Source organism: Actinomadura sp. NPDC048394 (assembly GCF_040651755.1).
Taxonomy (GTDB): Bacteria; Actinomycetota; Actinomycetes; order Streptosporangiales; family Streptosporangiaceae; genus Spirillospora; species Spirillospora montaniterrae.
In genome coordinates this window covers 1-15,742 of sequence record NZ_JBEZJL010000070.1, presented here as the reverse complement: position 1 = coordinate 15,742, position 15,742 = coordinate 1, and the positions used below count along the sequence as shown (strand labels likewise).

The 15,742-nt window shown below is 72.3% G+C and carries 15 protein-coding genes and 1 tRNA gene; 14 read left to right on the top strand and 2 right to left on the bottom strand.

Going from position 1 to position 15,742, the window contains the following annotated elements:
- Positions 1 to 71 precede the first annotated feature (71 nt).
- Both AB0C78_RS37925 and AB0C78_RS37920 read left to right on the top strand, forming a co-directional pair.
- Positions 72 to 701, top strand: coding sequence for a TetR/AcrR family transcriptional regulator (locus tag AB0C78_RS37925; RefSeq protein WP_360757834.1), 630 nt, complete (start codon positions 72 to 74; stop codon positions 699 to 701).
- 62 nt (positions 702 to 763) lie between these two features.
- Positions 764 to 2,182: an MFS transporter gene (locus AB0C78_RS37920; protein WP_360757832.1), complete on the top strand. Its 1,419-nt coding sequence runs from the start codon at positions 764 to 766 to the stop codon at positions 2,180 to 2,182.
- Positions 2,183 to 2,821: 639 nt separating this feature from the next.
- On the opposite strand, the gene AB0C78_RS37915 is transcribed toward AB0C78_RS37920, so the two are convergent.
- Positions 2,822 to 3,934 carry an adenosine deaminase gene (locus tag AB0C78_RS37915; protein ID WP_360757830.1) on the bottom strand — a complete coding sequence of 371 codons (1,113 nt, stop codon included), beginning with the start codon at positions 3,932 to 3,934 and terminating at the stop codon, positions 2,822 to 2,824.
- Between the two features lie 210 nt (positions 3,935 to 4,144).
- Here AB0C78_RS37915 and AB0C78_RS37910 point away from each other — a divergent pair, with 210 nt between their 5' ends.
- The 3 genes from AB0C78_RS37910 to AB0C78_RS37900 all read left to right on the top strand — a co-directional run bounded on the left by AB0C78_RS37910 (position 4,145) and on the right by AB0C78_RS37900 (position 6,476).
- Complete coding sequence (locus AB0C78_RS37910; RefSeq protein WP_360757828.1) at positions 4,145 to 5,128, top strand: hypothetical protein; 984 nt, start codon at positions 4,145 to 4,147, stop codon at positions 5,126 to 5,128.
- Between the two features lie 79 nt (positions 5,129 to 5,207).
- Positions 5,208 to 5,717 (top strand): SigE family RNA polymerase sigma factor, encoded by a 510-nt coding sequence (locus AB0C78_RS37905; protein WP_360757826.1) that lies wholly within the window; start codon positions 5,208 to 5,210, stop codon positions 5,715 to 5,717.
- A 3-nt stretch (positions 5,718 to 5,720) separates the two neighbouring features.
- Entirely contained in the window at positions 5,721 to 6,476 is a 756-nt protein-coding gene (locus AB0C78_RS37900; RefSeq protein ID WP_360757824.1) for a hypothetical protein, read from the top strand.
- Between the two features lie 122 nt (positions 6,477 to 6,598).
- On the opposite strand, the gene AB0C78_RS37895 is transcribed toward AB0C78_RS37900, so the two are convergent.
- Positions 6,599 to 7,810, bottom strand: a complete 1,212-nt coding sequence (locus AB0C78_RS37895; protein WP_360757822.1) for a pyridoxal phosphate-dependent aminotransferase — start codon at positions 7,808 to 7,810, stop codon at positions 6,599 to 6,601.
- Between the two features lie 255 nt (positions 7,811 to 8,065).
- Between AB0C78_RS37895 and AB0C78_RS37890 the strand changes: the two genes are divergently transcribed.
- The 9 genes from AB0C78_RS37890 to AB0C78_RS37850 all read left to right on the top strand — a co-directional run bounded on the left by AB0C78_RS37890 (position 8,066) and on the right by AB0C78_RS37850 (position 15,604).
- Positions 8,066 to 8,138: transfer RNA gene (locus tag AB0C78_RS37890), tRNA-Trp, on the top strand.
- A 122-nt stretch (positions 8,139 to 8,260) separates the two neighbouring features.
- Complete coding sequence (secE, locus tag AB0C78_RS37885; protein WP_151540404.1) at positions 8,261 to 8,509, top strand: preprotein translocase subunit SecE; 249 nt, start codon at positions 8,261 to 8,263, stop codon at positions 8,507 to 8,509.
- Positions 8,510 to 8,610: 101 nt separating this feature from the next.
- Positions 8,611 to 9,513, top strand: coding sequence for a transcription termination/antitermination protein NusG (nusG, locus tag AB0C78_RS37880; RefSeq protein ID WP_360757817.1), 903 nt, complete (start codon positions 8,611 to 8,613; stop codon positions 9,511 to 9,513).
- Between the two features lie 124 nt (positions 9,514 to 9,637).
- Positions 9,638 to 10,066, top strand: coding sequence for a 50S ribosomal protein L11 (gene rplK, locus AB0C78_RS37875; protein ID WP_151540403.1), 429 nt, complete (start codon positions 9,638 to 9,640; stop codon positions 10,064 to 10,066).
- Between the two features lie 61 nt (positions 10,067 to 10,127).
- Positions 10,128 to 10,844 (top strand): 50S ribosomal protein L1, encoded by a 717-nt coding sequence (rplA, locus tag AB0C78_RS37870; RefSeq protein WP_151540402.1) that lies wholly within the window; start codon positions 10,128 to 10,130, stop codon positions 10,842 to 10,844.
- Positions 10,845 to 11,010: 166 nt separating this feature from the next.
- Positions 11,011 to 12,546, top strand: coding sequence for an AMP-binding protein (locus tag AB0C78_RS37865; protein ID WP_360757813.1), 1,536 nt, complete (start codon positions 11,011 to 11,013; stop codon positions 12,544 to 12,546).
- A 150-nt stretch (positions 12,547 to 12,696) separates the two neighbouring features.
- Entirely contained in the window at positions 12,697 to 13,572 is an 876-nt protein-coding gene (locus AB0C78_RS37860; RefSeq protein WP_360757810.1) for a hypothetical protein, read from the top strand.
- A 176-nt stretch (positions 13,573 to 13,748) separates the two neighbouring features.
- A complete protein-coding gene (locus tag AB0C78_RS37855; RefSeq protein WP_360757808.1) occupies positions 13,749 to 14,600 on the top strand; it encodes a hypothetical protein in 852 nt (283 codons plus the stop codon).
- Positions 14,601 to 14,719: 119 nt separating this feature from the next.
- Entirely contained in the window at positions 14,720 to 15,604 is an 885-nt protein-coding gene (locus AB0C78_RS37850) for a hypothetical protein (RefSeq protein WP_360757806.1), read from the top strand.
- Positions 15,605 to 15,742: the final 138 nt, after the last annotated feature.

The window sequence follows — 15,742 nt, the reverse complement described above, 5'->3', positions numbered from 1 at the left end:
GGCGGGATCGCGCGCGGCGGCCCGCCGCCGGGCCTTGACGAAGTTAGTGATCAGCCACTAACTTTCGACCCATGAGCCCCCGGATGAGCGCCGGCGAGCGCCGCGAGATGGCGATCAAGGCCGCGATGGCCGAGTTCGCGAGCGGCGGCTACGAGGGCACGTCCACCGCGGCCATCGCCGAGCGCGTCGGCGTCTCGCAGCCCTACATGTTCCGGCTGTTCCCGACCAAGCGCGCCCTGTTCCTCGCCGCCGCCGACCGCTGCTTCGCCGACATCGAGACCGTGCTGCGGGACGCGGCGGGCGGCCTGCACGGCAAGGAGGCGATGGTCGCCATGGCCGACGCCTACCGCCGCCTCCTGCGCGAGGACCCGACGCTGCTGCGCTTCCAGCTCAAGATCTACGGTGCCGCGGTCGGCGAGGACGAGCTGGCCCGGCTCGGCCACCACCGGTGGGCGCGGCTCTTCCGGCTGATCGGCGACCTGAGCGGCGCCCCGCCGGAGGAGGTCGTGCGGTTCATGGCGGTGGGCACGCTGGTGAACGTGCTGACCGCGTTCAAGGTCCCGCACACCCCCGGCGACGAGCTGGGCGCGTCGCTGGACGCCTGGGCGGAGGGCCTGCGCGGCACCGATCCCGGCGGCTTCGACCTCGACGACTCCCGCCCCCGCCCCGCGAAGGAGGAGGAGAACCCGGACGGCCCGTGAACGGCGGCCGTCCGGCGACCGCCCATTTTTTTTTACCCCTCTAAGTTAGTGAGTGATAACTAATGAAGAAGCCGCATCCCGTCCGGACCTTCATCGTCACCGGCGTCGCGCTGTTCATGGTGGCGCTCGACAACCTCATCGTCACCAACGCGCTCCCCGACATCCGCACCGACCTCGGCACCGGCCTCGAAGGCCTCGAATGGACGGTCAACGCCTACACGCTCACCTTCGCCGTCCTGCTGCTGCCCGCCGCCGCGATCGCCGACCGGTGGGGACGCCGCCGGATGTTCATCGGCGGCCTCGCCGTCTTCACCGGCGCGTCCGCCGCCGCCGCGCTCGCCCCGAACATCGGCACGCTGATCGCCGCGCGCGCCGTCCAGGGCGCCGGCGGCGCGATCGTCATGCCGCTCACCCTCACCCTCCTCGCCGCCGCCGTGCCGCCCGCCCGGCGCGGCGTCGCGCTCGCCGCCTGGAGCATGATGAGCGGCCTCGGCGTCGCGCTCGGCCCCGTCCTCGGCGGCGCCGTCACCCAGGCCGCCACCTGGCAGTGGATCTTCTGGATCAACGTGCCCGTCGGCGCCGTGCTGCTCGCCCTCGCGCCCGGGTTCCTCACCGAGAGCCGCGGCGCCGCCAAGCGCCTCGACCTCACCGGCACCGTGCTCATCGCGGGCGGCGTCCTCGGGCTCGTCCTCGGCCTCGTCCGCGCCAACGAGCACGGCTGGACGAGCGCCCAGGTCCTCGGCGCGCTCATCGCCGGCGCCGTCCTCGTGATCGCCTTCGTCGCCTACGAGGCCCGCACCGCCGAACCGATGCTGCCCCTGCGGATGTTCCGCAGCCGCGGCTTCAGCATCGTCAACGGCCTGTCCCTCGTCATGTCGTTCGGCATGTTCGGCGCGACGTTCCTGCTCATCCAGTTCATGCAGGGCGTCCAGCACATGAGCCCGCTCGGCGCCGGCGTCCGCTCCCTGCCCTGGACCGGCATGCCGCTGCTCATCGCCCCGCTCACCCCGCCGCTCATCGCCCGCCTCGGCATCCGGTACGTCCTCGCGATCGGGCTCGCGTTCCAGACCGCCGGCCTGGCCTGGCTCGCCGCCGTCCTCTCGCCGACCGTGAGCTACGCCGCGATGGTGCCCGCGTTCGTCCTCGCGGGCGTCGGGATGGCGCTGTTCTTCCCGCCGCTCGCCCGCGCCGTCCTCGGGTTCGCGCCGCCGGAGCTGTCCGGCGTCGCGTCCGGCGTGAGCAACTCGCTGCGCCAGCTCGGCACCGTCCTCGGCATCGCGGTCCTCGGCGCCGTCTTCGCCGCGCGGGGCGACTTCACCAGCCCGCAGGCGTTCACCGACGGCCTCCAGCCCGCCCTATGGCTCGGCGTCGCCGCCATCGGCGCCGGAGCCGTCGCCGCCCTCCTGATCCCCGCCCACCTCCCGGTCACCGCCGAGCAGGCCCCCACCAGAACCCCCGAGCCCGCCGAGTCGCCCGCCTGACCACGCCGCCGCGGCGGGCCGTCCCCCCAGCGGACGCCCCGCCGCACCCCACCTCCCGGCGACCCCAGCCCGCGACCCCGGCCCGCGACCCCGGCCCGCGACCCCGCCCCGCGACCCCGCCCCGCGACGCCAGCCTTGCGACCACTTCCGGCGACTCCAGCCCCGCGACCCCGTCCGGCGACTCCAGCCCCGCGACTCCAGCCCTGCGCCCCCGGCCCGCGCCCCCGGCCCGCGACCCCACCCCCCGACTCCAGCCCGCGAGCCCGCACCGCGACCCCGGCCCGCGACTCCAGCCCGCGACTCCAGCCGCCGACCCCAGCCCGCGAGCCCGGCGCGAGCCCAGCCCCGCGACGCCTGCCCCGCGACGCCTGGCTCGCGAGCCCAGCCCGTGACCTCAGCCCCGCTCCGAGCGGAACCGTCGCGATCGCGTGCGAAGCCAAGTTCGAGCGAAGCGAGAACTTGATCGCGCAGCGAGGCCCCCAGGGCCGAGCCGGAGCGATGCAGCGATCGCACGCATTGCCCGCCGAAGGGAGGGCGCCCAGCGCCCGACTGCCAAGGGCGGTGCAGTCAACACAGCGATCGCATGCATTGCCCGTGGAAGGAAGGCGCCCTAGCGCCTGACGCCGAGGGCAATGCAAATCAACGCGACCAGGCGTTGATGCCGTCGAGGAGGTGCTTGCGGACGTCTTCGGGGGCGGCCGAGGCGCGTACCGACTGGCGCGCCAGTTCCGCCAGTTCGGCGTCGGAGAAGCCGTGGACGTCGCGGACGATGTCGTACTGGCGGGCCAGCCGCGACCCGAACAGCAGCGGGTCGTCCGCGCCCAGCGCGATCGACGCGCCCGCGTCGAACAGCCGCCGTACCGGGACGTCCTCCGGTCGCGCCGCCACCCCCAGGCTCACGTTCGACGCCGGGCACACTTCCAGCGTCACGCCCCGGTCCACGATCCGCGACAGCAGCCGGGGATCCTCGACCGCCCGCACGCCGTGTCCGATCCGGTCGGCGTCGAGGGTCTCCAGGCACTCCCGGACGCTCGCCGGGCCGAGCAGCTCGCCGCCGTGCGGGTCCGACAGCAGCCCGCCCCGCTTGGCGATCCGGAACGCCCCCTCGAAGTCGTAGGCCCGGCCGCGCCGCTCGTCGTTCGACAGCCCGAACCCGACGACGCCTTGCCCGGTGTAGCGGACGGCCAGCCGCGCGAGCGTCTTCGCGTCCAGGGGATGCCGGGTCCGGTTCGCGGCGATCACCACGCCGATCCCGACGCCCGCCGCCTCGCCGGCCTCCCGCGCCGCGTCCAGCACCAGCTCGACGGTCGGCGTCAGCCCGCCGAACTTCGCCGCGTAGCCGCTCGGATCCACCTGGATCTCCAGCCAGCCCGACCCCTCGGCCGCCTCGTCCTCCGCCGTCTCGCGCAGCAGCCGCCGCAGGTCGTCGGGTGTCCGCAGGACGGAACGGGCGATGTCGTACAGCCGCTGGAACCGGAACCAGCCGCGCTCGTCGGTCGCGCGCAGCTTCGGCGGCCAGTCCTCCACCAGGGCGTCCGGCAGGTGGACGCCGTGCTCGGCGGCCAGCTCCACCAGCGTCGAATGCCGCATCGACCCGGTGAAGTGCAGATGCAGGTGCGCCTTCGGGAGCAGGGCCACGTCCGGACGGTCGGAGCCGGGCCGCGCGGCGGCGGGCTCGGTGCGGGCCGGCTCCCCGTCCGCTCGCGCGGGACGGTCCTGGGCCGGGCGGGGTGACACGGTACGGGCCTCCATGGACCAATGTTGCCGGATCGCGCGTCCCGCTGAACCCCCGCCCCACCAGGATCATCACACCGGACTACCCCGCATGGCACCCGGCGGCCATCCCCGCCCGTGGACATCACCGAAAAAACTTGGGAACCGCGTGCAACCCCGTTCCGTGGTCGCGCGTATACGAGGGGCGCAAGAGGAGAACAACCGGACGGGCAGAGAGGGACACAGACGATGATCACGCTGAAGGCCGCACTGATCGCGGCGGGCGCCATCGGGACCGTGGCCGTGGGCGGCGGCGCCACGTGGGCCATGACCGGCTCCCACCAGGACGCGGGCCTCCAGTCCGGCGACTCGAAGCTGCCGGCCGCGCACCGGGTCGTCGACGCCGCGCCGAAGACCGTGCCGACCTGCCTGCCGGCGCAGCCGCCGAAGACCGGCAAGCTCCCGAAGACCGGCGAGCTCCCGAAGACCGGCGCCCTGCCCAAGCCGGGCGACGTGCCGACCGCCGGCCTGCCGCAGACCGGGAAGCTGCCCGAGGGCAAGGTGCCCGGGACGGAGAAGCTCCGCAAGGACGCCGAGACCGCCAAGAAGAAGGCCGAGGCCGCCAAGCCCACGGTCAGCGTCCCGAACCCCGGCGTCCCCGGCGTCGTCGCCCCCGGCGCCCAGCCGACCTCGCTCCCGTCCGGCCGGCCGGACCTGCCGGCCTGCGCGCCGTCCGCCAAGCCGCTGCCCAAGGGCGGCGTGCCGAGCACCAAGCCGTCCGCGCGCGTCCCCGGCAAGCCCGCCGTGCCCGCCGTGCCCGCGCTCGACTGCCGCACCCTCGCCCCCGCCGTGAAGATCGGCGGGCCCGTCGAGAAGACCGTCATGCTCGCCAAGGGCCTCAAGTACAGCGCCGCGACCCCCGGCACCGCCGACCTCAAGAAGCTGAACATCTGCGCCGTCACGCAGAAGTGGACCGGCAAGGCCGGCCAGTGGCTCACCGTCGAAACGCTGAAGACCCCCGCCGGGATGACGCAGAATCAGCTCCGGCAGGCTCTGAAGCTGCCCGAGGGCGGCACCCCGCTCACCGTCGACGGCTTCGCCGCCTACCAGGGGCCGCGCGGCGGCGGGGTCCTGGTGTTCGACCCGAACGGCTTCTCGCTGTTCGTGAACGGCAGCCCCGTCCTCGCCGGCGGGCCGAAGGACGTCGCCACCGCCCTGCGGCAGGCGCAGTAGCGGCAAGGACCCGGGCGGACGGCCAGGCGCGGGGCCGTCCGCCCAGGACGCGGGATCCCCTCCACCCGGACGGAGCACAGTGGGGCGTCGAGACGACGAGTCGTTCGTTGAGTTCGTGGCGGAACGCGGCGATGCCCTGCTGCGCACCGCCTCGCTGATGTGCGGTGCCCGGCAGGACGCCGAGGACATCCTGCAGACCGCGCTGGAGAAGGCGTACCGGCACTGGGGCCGGCTGGACGCCGACACCGACCCCGAGCCCTACGTGCGCCGGATCCTGGTCAACCTGGTGATCAGCCGGTCCCGGCGCTGGAAGGTGCTGCGGGAGATCCACATGGCGAGGCCGCCCGAGACGCCGACGCTCGCGGGCACCCACGCCGTCGAGCTGAGGGGGACGCTCATGGACGAACTGCGCAGGCTCGGCGCCCGGCAGCGGGCGGTGCTCGTGCTGCGCTTCTGGGAGGACCTCTCGGAGGCGGAGACCGCACAGGTGCTCGGCTGCTCCGTCGGCACCGTCAAGAGCCAGGCCTCCCGGGGGCTCGCCAGACTCCGGGAGCGACTCGGCGCGAACCTGGCGCCAATGGGGAGCTGAACGATGGACCTGGAGAGCGAACTCCGCGCGGCCATGGCCGAGCAGGTGGCCGGGACGGCCGCGCCGCCCTCGCTCGTGGCCGACGTGCGGCGCCGCCACCGGCGCCGCGCGAACCGGATCCGCGCCACCGTCGGCGTCGCCGCCGCGTCCGTCGCCGCGCTCGCACTGGTGCCCACCTACCAGTCGTTCCGGGCCACACCTGCCGGAGACTCCGCCACCTCCCGCCCCTCGGGCGGACCGGCGATCCTCGAGCAGCCGGAACGGCGGCCCGCCTCGGGCCTCCCCGCGTCCCCGTCGCCAGAGGGGAGGCCCGAGGCGGGATCCACGCCGAAGCCGTCCGCGCACCCGCGGTCCGGCGGCGACGCCGGCGGGGGAGGCGGGCGGCCCGGCGGCCCCGGCGCCACCGTGAAGCTCCCGGCGTGGGTCACGTACCTGCCGGGCGGCCTCACCTCCGCCGGCCCCTGCACGGTCACCGGCGACGCCAAGCGCCGCACCACCACCTGCAAATGGGGCGGGACGGACGGCTGGGTGCAGATCGCCCTCGTCAAGGGCAGCGGCGTCGGCCTCACCGACCTCGCCCCCGTCGGCGGCGTCCCGACCCGCACCACCGTCCGCGGCATGCCCGCGCTCACCGGCGACCGCCCCGGCTCCGGCCGCCAGGTCTCCTGGATCGCCAAGCCCGGCACCGGCGTCACCGTCACCGCCGCCGGCACCGCGAAGGGCCAGCTCATGCGCATCGCCGAAGGCGTGCGCCCCTAGACCACGCTCCGGCGGGGACGTCCTCGAATGGCGGAGAGGGGCCGCCAGGACACTCCCCGCCGGAGCGTCCTGAATGAGAAGGGCCCCGAGGCATTCGCCTCGGGGCCCTTCTCATTCGAGCCTCAGCTTGCCTCGTTGAGGAGCTTGGCCACGCGGGAGACGCCTTCGACGAGGTCGTCGTCGCCCAGGGCGTAGGAGAGGCGGAAGTAGCCGGGGGTGCCGAACGCCTCGCCGGGCACCAGCGCGACCTCGGCCTCCTCCAGGATCAGCGACGCCAGCTCCACCGACGTCTCCGGGCGCTTGCCGCGGATCTCCTTGCCGAGCAGCGCCTTCACCGACGGGTAGGCGTAGAACGCGCCCTCCGGCTCCGGGCACACGATGCCGGGGATCTCGTTCAGCATCTTCACGATCGTCTGGCGGCGCCGGTCGAACGCCTTGCGCATCTCCGCGACCGCCGACAGGTCGCCGGTCACCGCGGCGAGCGCCGCGGCCTGGGAGACGTTCGCCACGTTCGACGTCGCGTGCGACTGCATGTTCGCGGCGGCCTTCACCACGTCCGCGGGGCCGATCAGCCAGCCCACCCGCCAGCCCGTCATCGCGTACGTCTTCGCCACGCCGTTCAGCACCAGGGTGCGGTCGGCCAGCTCCGGCACCACGACGGGCATCGAGTGGAACTCGGCGTCCCCGTACACGAGGTGCTCGTAGATCTCGTCGGTGATGACCCAGAGGCCGTGCTCGTCCGCCCAGCGGCCGATCGCCTCGATCTCGTCGCGCGAGTAGACCGCGCCCGTCGGGTTGGACGGGGAGACGAACAGCAGCACCTTCGTCCGGTCGGTGCGGGCCGCCTCCAGCTGCTCGACGCTCACCTTGTAGCCGGTGGTCTCGTCGGCGACCACGTCCACCGGCACGCCGCCCGCCAGCTTGATCGACTCGGGGTAGGTCGTCCAGTACGGGGTCGGGACGAGCACCTCGTCGCCCGGGTCCAGCAGCGCCGCGAACGCCTCGTACACCGCCTGCTTGCCGCCGTTGGTCACCAGGACCTGCGACGCCTCGACCTTGTAGCCGGAGTCCCGCTCGGTCTTCTCGGCGATGGCGGCGCGCAGCTCCGGCAGTCCGCCCGCCGGCGTGTACTTGTGGAAGCGCGGCACCCGGCAGGCGGTCACCGCCGCCTCGACGATGTAGTCCGGCGTCGGGAAGTCGGGCTCGCCCGCGCCGAAGCCGATGACCGGGCGGCCCGCCGCCTTCAGGGCCTTGGCCTTGGCGTCCACGGCCAGCGTTGCGGACTCGGATATCGCGGCGATGCGCTTGGAGATGCGAGGACGGTCGATGCTCATATCCCTATCGTTACAGAAGCGAGGCCGTGACCCGAGCGATATATCCGGGCCGGTGGCACGGGGTTCGCCGCGGGCGCGGGGGACCGCGCGCCGTCCGGTTCGACGCGGGGCGCTCGGCGACGTAGACTCACCTCCCTAGTGACGCGTCACCGGTATACGACCCTGTCCGCACACGGGCATCCCCAAGAGGTCGTAAGCTGGGGCACGGCACCGACCCGGTCCCGCGGCCGGGTGTTCTCCTTAACCGGAGAATGAAGGGCAGTGGCTCAATTGGTAGAGCTCCGGTCTCCAAAACCGGCGGTTGGGGGTTCGAGTCCCTCCTGCCCTGCGAGGTGCGGTGCGCGCACCGGTGCCGGCCGCGCCACGGCGCCCGCCGTGGCGTCCCGCGGCGCGGGTCCGCGCGACAACCACTGGGTGGTTGGAACACGACCTATGAGGTGAACGGCGGCAATGGCGACTGAGACGCGCGGCGAGGCCGCGGCCAAGGACGAAGGCAAGGGGAAGCCCGCCCCCAGGCGGACCACCCCGGCGCTGTTCGTGCGCCAGGTCATCGCCGAGCTGCGCAAGGTCATCTGGCCGACCCGCCGCGAACTCGTCACCTACACCACCGTGTCGCTGGTGTTCGTGCTGATCATGGTCGCGATCGTGTCCGGGTTCGACTACGGCCTGCAGAAGGGGATCTACGAGATCTTCGGCTGAGCCCGACCCGCCGCGCGGCCACCGCCGCCCGGCCCGGCCGCACCACCCGCAAGCCAGCACCGTAAATCCATCACCGCAGACCGTCCGGAGAGAGAGTCACCGTGTCCGAGCCCTCACAGCCGCCCTACGACGAGGCCGTTGACGAGGCCCAGTCCGCCGCGGCTGCTGCGGCCGGCCAGGCGGCCGAGCCCGCCGAGGACGCGGCCGAGGCCGCCGTCGCCGCCGGCGAGGCCGAGCCCGCGGACGAGAAGCTCGAGGGCGAGGGCGTCGCCCCCGACGCCGCCGCGGACGCCGCCGACCTCGCCGAGGCCGTCGAGGGCGCCGAGGCCGCGGACGTGCCCGCCGCCGAGGAGGGCGCGGACGAGGAGGCCGGCGAGGAGGAGGCGGACGAGGAGGCCGAGGCCGAGCCGCCCGCCGACCCGTACGCCGACTTCAAGATGCAGCTGCGCCTCCAGCCGGGCGACTGGTACGTCGTGCACTCCTACGCGGGGTACGAGAACCGGGTCAAGACCAACATCGAGACCCGCACCCAGACCCTCAACATGGAGGACTACATCTTCCAGATCGAGGTCCCCCAGCACGAGGTGACCGAGATCAAGGGCGGCAAGCGGCAGAAGGTCAACGAGAAGGTCCTGCCGGGCTACATCCTCGTCCGGATGGAGCTGACCGACGAGTCGTGGGCCGCGGTCCGCAACACGCCGGGCGTGACCGGGTTCGTCGGCCTGCTGAACAAGCCGTCCCCGCTGAGCCTGGACGAGGTCGCCAACCTGCTGGCGCCGGAGCCGGAGGAGGGCGTCGCCAAGGCCAAGGAGCAGGCCAAGGTCGCCGCCACCGTCGACTTCGAGGTCGGCGAGTCGGTCACCGTCATGGACGGCCCGTTCGCCACCCTCCCCGCGACCGTCAACGAGATCAACGCCGAGCAGCAGAAGCTCAAGGTGCTGGTCTCGATCTTCGGCCGCGAGACCCCGGTGGAGCTCAGCTTCAACCAGGTCTCCAAGATCTGACGCATCCCCGCGCGAGCGGGGCACGAGTTTCCAAGCGGTTCCTACACGGCGGACGCGTCCCGCCGCCGTGTTGCCCGGGCGACCGGGAGTCGGAACCACCGATCAACGGGACATAGGGGTTCACATGCCTCCGAAGAAGAAGATCGCCGCACTCGTCAAGGTGCAGCTGCAGGCCGGCCAGGCCACCCCGGCGCCGCCGGTGGGTACCGCGCTCGGCCCGCACGGCGTCAACATCATGGACTTCTGCAAGCAGTACAACGCTGCCACGGAGTCCCAGCGCGGCAACGTCATCCCCGTAGAGATCACCATCTACGAGGACCGGTCGTTCACGTTCGTCACCAAGACCCCGCCGGCCGCGCAGCTCATCCTGAAGGCCGCCGGTGTCGAGAAGGGCAGCGGCGAGCCGCACAAGACCAAGGTCGGCTCGGTCACCGCGGACCAGATCCGCGAGATCGCCACGACCAAGATGCCCGACCTCAACGCCAAGGACCTGGCGGCCGCGGAGAAGATCGTCGCGGGCACCGCGCGGTCGATGGGCATCGAGGTCAAGTAGTTCACCACCCAGTGGCAGGGCCGGGCGCGGCCCGTACCACGAGTTCCTTGGAGGAACGAGCATGAAGCGCAGCAAGGGCTACCGCGCGGCGGCCGAGAAGATCGACCGGGAGCGGCTGTACAGCCCGGCCGAGGCCGTCAAGCTGGCCAAGGAGACCACCGTCACCAAGTTCGACGCGACCGTCGAGGTCGCGCTGCGGCTCGGCGTCGACCCGCGCAAGGCGGACCAGATGGTGCGCGGCACCGTCAACCTGCCGCACGGCACCGGCAAGACGGCCCGCGTGCTGGTGTTCGCGGGCGGTGCGAAGGCGGAGGAGGCCCGCGAGGCCGGCGCCGACCTCGTCGGGTCGGACGACATGATCGAGCGGATCCAGGGCGGGTTCCTGGAGTTCGACGCGGTCGTGGCGACGCCGGACCAGATGGGCAAGGTCGGCCGCCTCGGCCGGGTGCTCGGCCCGCGCGGCCTGATGCCGAACCCGAAGACCGGCACGGTGACGATGGACGTGGCGAAGGCCGTCACCGACATCAAGGGCGGCAAGATCGAGTTCCGGGTGGACCGGCACGCGAACCTGCACTTCATCATCGGCAAGGCGTCGTTCAACGAGCGCCAGCTGGTGGAGAACTACGCGGCGGCGGTCGAGGAGATCCAGCGGCTCAAGCCGTCCGCGGCGAAGGGCCGGTACGTGAAGAAGGCCGCGCTGACGACGTCGATGGGGCCGAGCATCCCCGTCGACCCGAACGCGGTCCGCAACCTCACCGCGGAGCTCGACGAGGCCTGATCACGGGCTTCCCGGCCCGCGGCTGAACGGGCGAAACGGCAGGGCGTCTCCTTCTGGAGGCGCCCTGCCGCGTTTTCCGGGGCCGTTCCGCTGAGCGGCATCGGCGGGCCGGACGGGCGGGCCCGGCCGGTAGATTGCGTCGCCGGATCTTGAGGAGAGGGGCGTGATGGGCGGATCGCCGCGCGGGGACCTCCACCGGCTCTACGACGTGCTCGACGCGGCGGCGGAGGACGCCCCCGACGCTCCGGCGCTGTCGGTGGACGGGACGACGTGGTCGTTCCGGGAGCTGCGCGCGCACACGGACGCGCTGAGCGCCTACCTGAGCGAGCGGTGCCCGCCGGGGGCGCGCGTGGCGCTGCTTGCGCACAACCGGCTGGAGTACGTGGCCGCCTATTACGGGGTCCCGCTGGACGGCCGGGTCCTTGTGCCGCTCAACCAGCGGCTGCATCCGCGGGAGTGGGCCGACCAGATCGTGCGGAGCGGCGCGGCGCTCGTCCTCGGTGAGCCGGACCTGCTCGACCGGCTGGCCGGCGAGGGAGAGCTGGGCGCCGGGCACCCACCACTCGTCCCCATCACCGAGCTGCCGTGGGACGCGCCGGCACGGCCCGCCCGGGCAGGGGGAAGCGCGGAAGAGGTCGCGTGGCTGATGTTCACCAGCGGGACGACGGGCCGTCCCAAGGGGGTGCGGCTGACGCACGGGAGCCTGCTCGCGGGCCTGCGTGTGTCGGCGTCGGGGCGTCCGGTCCGTCCGGGGGACGTGTTCTGCACGCCGTTCCCGCTGTGCCATGTGGCGGGTTACCAGGTGATGCTGCATCACCTGTTCGGGCGGCATGCTGTGGTGATGCGCCGGTTCCGTCCGGCGGACCTGGTGGAGGCGGCGCGGCGGCACGGCGTCAAGAACGTGTCGCTGGCACCGACCATGCTGGAGGACCTGCTCGCCCACCTCGCGGACGACCCGGCCGCGCTGGCGGTGCTGCGCGGCGCGCTGCGGGTGGTCTCGTACGGTTCGGCGCCGATGCCGGTTCCGCTGCTGCGCCGCGTCCACGACATCCTCGGCTGCGACCTCAACCAGGGCTTCGGCATGACGGAGCTGTCCGGCAACGCGACGTTCCTGTCCCCGGACGACCACCGGGCCGCCATCGCGTCGAGGCCCGAGCTCGCGGCGTCGGCGGGACGTCCCGCGGAGGGCGTCGAAATCGGGGTGATCGGCGAGGACGGGGCGCCGGTGCCGCCGGGGGCGCTCGGCGAGGTCGTCGTGCGGGGCGCGCAGGTGACGCCCGGCTACTGGGACGACCCGGACGCCACCGCCGAGGCGTTCGCGGGGGACTGGTTCCGCACCGGCGACGTCGGCCGCGTCGACGAGGACGGCTACCTCTACCTGGTCGACCGCCTCAAGGACGTGATCGTCACCGGGGGCGAGAACGTCTCGTCCCGGGAGGTGGAGGACGTGCTGCGGACGGTCCCGGGCGTCGGGGAGGTCGCCGTCGTGGGGCTGCCGGACCCGCGCTGGGGCCAGTCGGTGTGCGCGGTGATCGTGGCGGACGGCGCGCGGCCGGCGGACGAGGTGCTGATCGGCGCGTGCCGGGCGAGGCTCGCCGGGTTCAAGACGCCGCGCCGCATCGAGTACGTCGACGCGCTGCCGCGCACCGGCACCGGCAAGATCCGCAAGGCGGTGCTCCGCGACCGCCTGGCCGGGGCCTGAGGCGCGGTCGCGCGCAGGGCCCCGCGCCGCGTCGCCGCGTCACGAAATGCCGCTGACCTGCGGGATACCGCAACCCGCGACCGCATCAGGACATTTCTATTGGACTGATTGTTTTGTTGCGGTTGGTGTGCTTGGTGTTGAATCGTCCCTGTGAAGCGCCGAACCGACCGGATCATCGCCGTCTCCGCCGTCACGGCCGTGGCCGTGGTGCCCACCGCGATCCTGATGGCGGTGAAGACGGGCGTCATCGCGTCGAAGGACTCGGGCGACCTGCCGCCGAGCGCGCAGATGGCGCAGGCGGACCCGGCGAACCCGAACAGCGCGACGTCCGGCGCGGTGACGCCGTCCGCGTCCGGCGCGCCGGGCTCGGGCACCGGGACCGGCGGTGCGGGCGCCGGCACGCCGGGCGGGCGGACGACCGGGACCGGCGGCACCGCCGCGAACCCGTCGCCGAAGCCCGGCCCCGAGCTGAAGTCGTTCGTCCGCAAGACCAGCGTGATGGTGTCGTACGGGAAGAGCGGCGACTACAAGCAGGCGACCGAGACGGCGACGATCGGCCTGTGGCCGTCGTTCTCGATGAACGCGGTCGGCGTCACGCAGACGATGAAGGACGGCACGCTCAGCAAGATCACCCAGAAGGTGATCATCAGCGGCGCCACGCTGTCCGGGTTCGACGGCGAGAAGTGGACGAAGTCCAAGCTGAGCGCCGCGCAGTTGGAGAAGCTGCGGGCCGGGTCGGACCCGCGGCAGTTCACGTACCTCATTCGCAGCGTGCCCGGCAACGTCGTGACCGGCCCGGACGCGAACGGCCGCACCTACTACCTCGCGAAGGCGCTGATGGGCAGCGTGTACGGCCTGCTGCCTAAGGAGGCCGCGGACGAGGCCCGCAAGGTGATCCCGGACGACGCCGGCGTCTCGCTCGAACTGTCCTCGGAGAAGCAGGACCGGCCGGCGACGATCGGGCTGGCGGCGAACGCGCCCGGCGGCACGTTCAACGGCACGATGACCTTCGGCTCCTACCGCTGACACCCTCCCGGAACGCCCGCCGCGCGCGCTCTGGGACACGTCCGTTCGGCCATGGACGGGGTACGCCGATGGTCGTACCGCAGTGGGACCCGTTCGTACCACCGGGGGATGTAGCGCCGTTAGCGCCCCGACAGACTGGGGAACACCAGCAGGGCGACAAGGGAGGCCGAATCCTCATGAACCGACGACTGGTAGTGGCCGCCGGAGGCACCGCCGTGGGCGCCGCGCTCCTCCTGTCCGGGTGCAACGGGGACGGGTCGGGCTCGAACGCGAACATGAAGCTGAGCGCCAACGAGGCGCTGCTGAAGTCCTCGCAGAAGACGGCGCAGTCGGACACCTTCAAGGCCGACCTGACCGTCACCGGCTCCGGCTCGGACTCCGGGAAGATCCACGCGACGGGCCAGTTCCGGCTCAAGCCGACGCTGAAGTTCAGCGCGCAGCTGGACGACGTCACCCACAACGGGCAGACCGTCCCGGGCGCCAAGGGCCAGGCGATCTTCACCGACAACACGCTGTACGCCAAGGTGCCGCAGCTCGCGCAGTTCGTCACCGGCGGCAAGCCGTGGGTGAAGATCGACGTGAACCAGGTGTCCCAGCGCACCGGCTTCGACGTGCAGAGTCTCGTGAACCAGGTCGAGAAGGTCAACCCGGCCGAGCAGACCAAGATGTTCACCGGCTCCAAGGACGCCCACCGGGTCGGCACCGAGACGGTCGACGGCGTCAAGACCGTGCACTACGCCGGCACGGTCACCGTCCAGGACGCGCTGAACCGGCTCGACGCCCAGACCCGCGACAAGGTCGACGGCTGGCTGCCGAAGGACCACGCCAACGGCAAGATCAACTTCGACCTGTGGACGGACGGGAACAACCTGCCGCGCAAGCTCGTGTCCAAGGCGTCCGACAAGCAGGGCGACAACGGCTCGGTGACGGTGCTCTACAGCGACTACGGCAAGTCGTTCGGGGTGAACCCGCCGCCGTCCGACCAGGTCGGCACCATGTCGCTCGGGTCCCTGCTGGGCGGAAACTGACGCACAGCTCACACACGGACATCACAGGACAGACTGAACCCCGCTAGTCTCCCCTGCGTCTCATTCAGGGTCCGGTCCGAGCGTCCGGGCATCACGACGCAGACCGAGGAGATTCCCCCATGATCCGACGTTTCGCCGCGGGCACGGCGGCCGCCGCCGGCCTCGCCCTCGCGCTGACCGGCTGTCTCGGCGACGCCGGCAACAAGGTGGACGAGGCCGGCAAGAACATCAAGCTGACCGCCGCGCAGGTGCTCGGCAAGACGGCGCAGAAGACCGGCCAGATCGACTCCTTCCAGGCCGACATGTCGATGACGTCGACCGGCTCGGCCACCGGCGACATCAACATGTCCGGCACGATGCAGTACCGGACGAAGCCCGACCTGGCCTTCAGCATGAACTTCGACAGCATGTCGGTCGGCGGCAAGTCGATGGCCGGCATCAAGGAGGTCCTGGTCGACCGCACGATCTACATGAAGATCCCGCAGCTGGCGCAGCTCGGCGGCGGCGCGTCCGCGAAGACCTGGGTGAAGATGTCGCTGGACGAGGTCGGCGCGAAGTCCGGGCTGAACATGGACCAGCTGCTCCAGCAGTCGCAGCAGATGGACCCGGTGCAGAACACCAAGATGCTCACGGCGTCCAAGGACGCGCGCGAGGTCGGCAAGGAGACGGTGAACGGCGTCCAGACCACGCACTTCACCGGCACCTACCGGATGGCGGACGCGGTCGCCAAGCTCCCCGCCGACCAGCGCCAGGCGTACGAGAAGAACCTGGCGAAGTCCGGCATGAACGGCGACATGCACTTCGACCTCTGGGTGGACGGGCAGCAGCTGCCCCGCAAGATGACGATGAAGACCGGCCAGACGGCCGCCGGCGTCATGACGATCACCACCAGCTACCGCGACTTCGGCAAGCCGGTGCAGGTCACCGCGCCGCCGGCGAGCGAGGTCACCGACTTCGCCTCGCTCATGAAGGGCATGGGCACCGGCCTCACCCCGGGCGCCTGACGCGAACGAACGATGGAGAGGGGCGCGCGGCCGAACAGCGCGGGCCGCCCCCGAAGTGGCCGCGCGCCCGCCCGGCACCGGCTCTGTTGTCTGCCGAAGACCGCCGGGCGCCGTTCCCCGAGATAGGTAGAGGGTCGG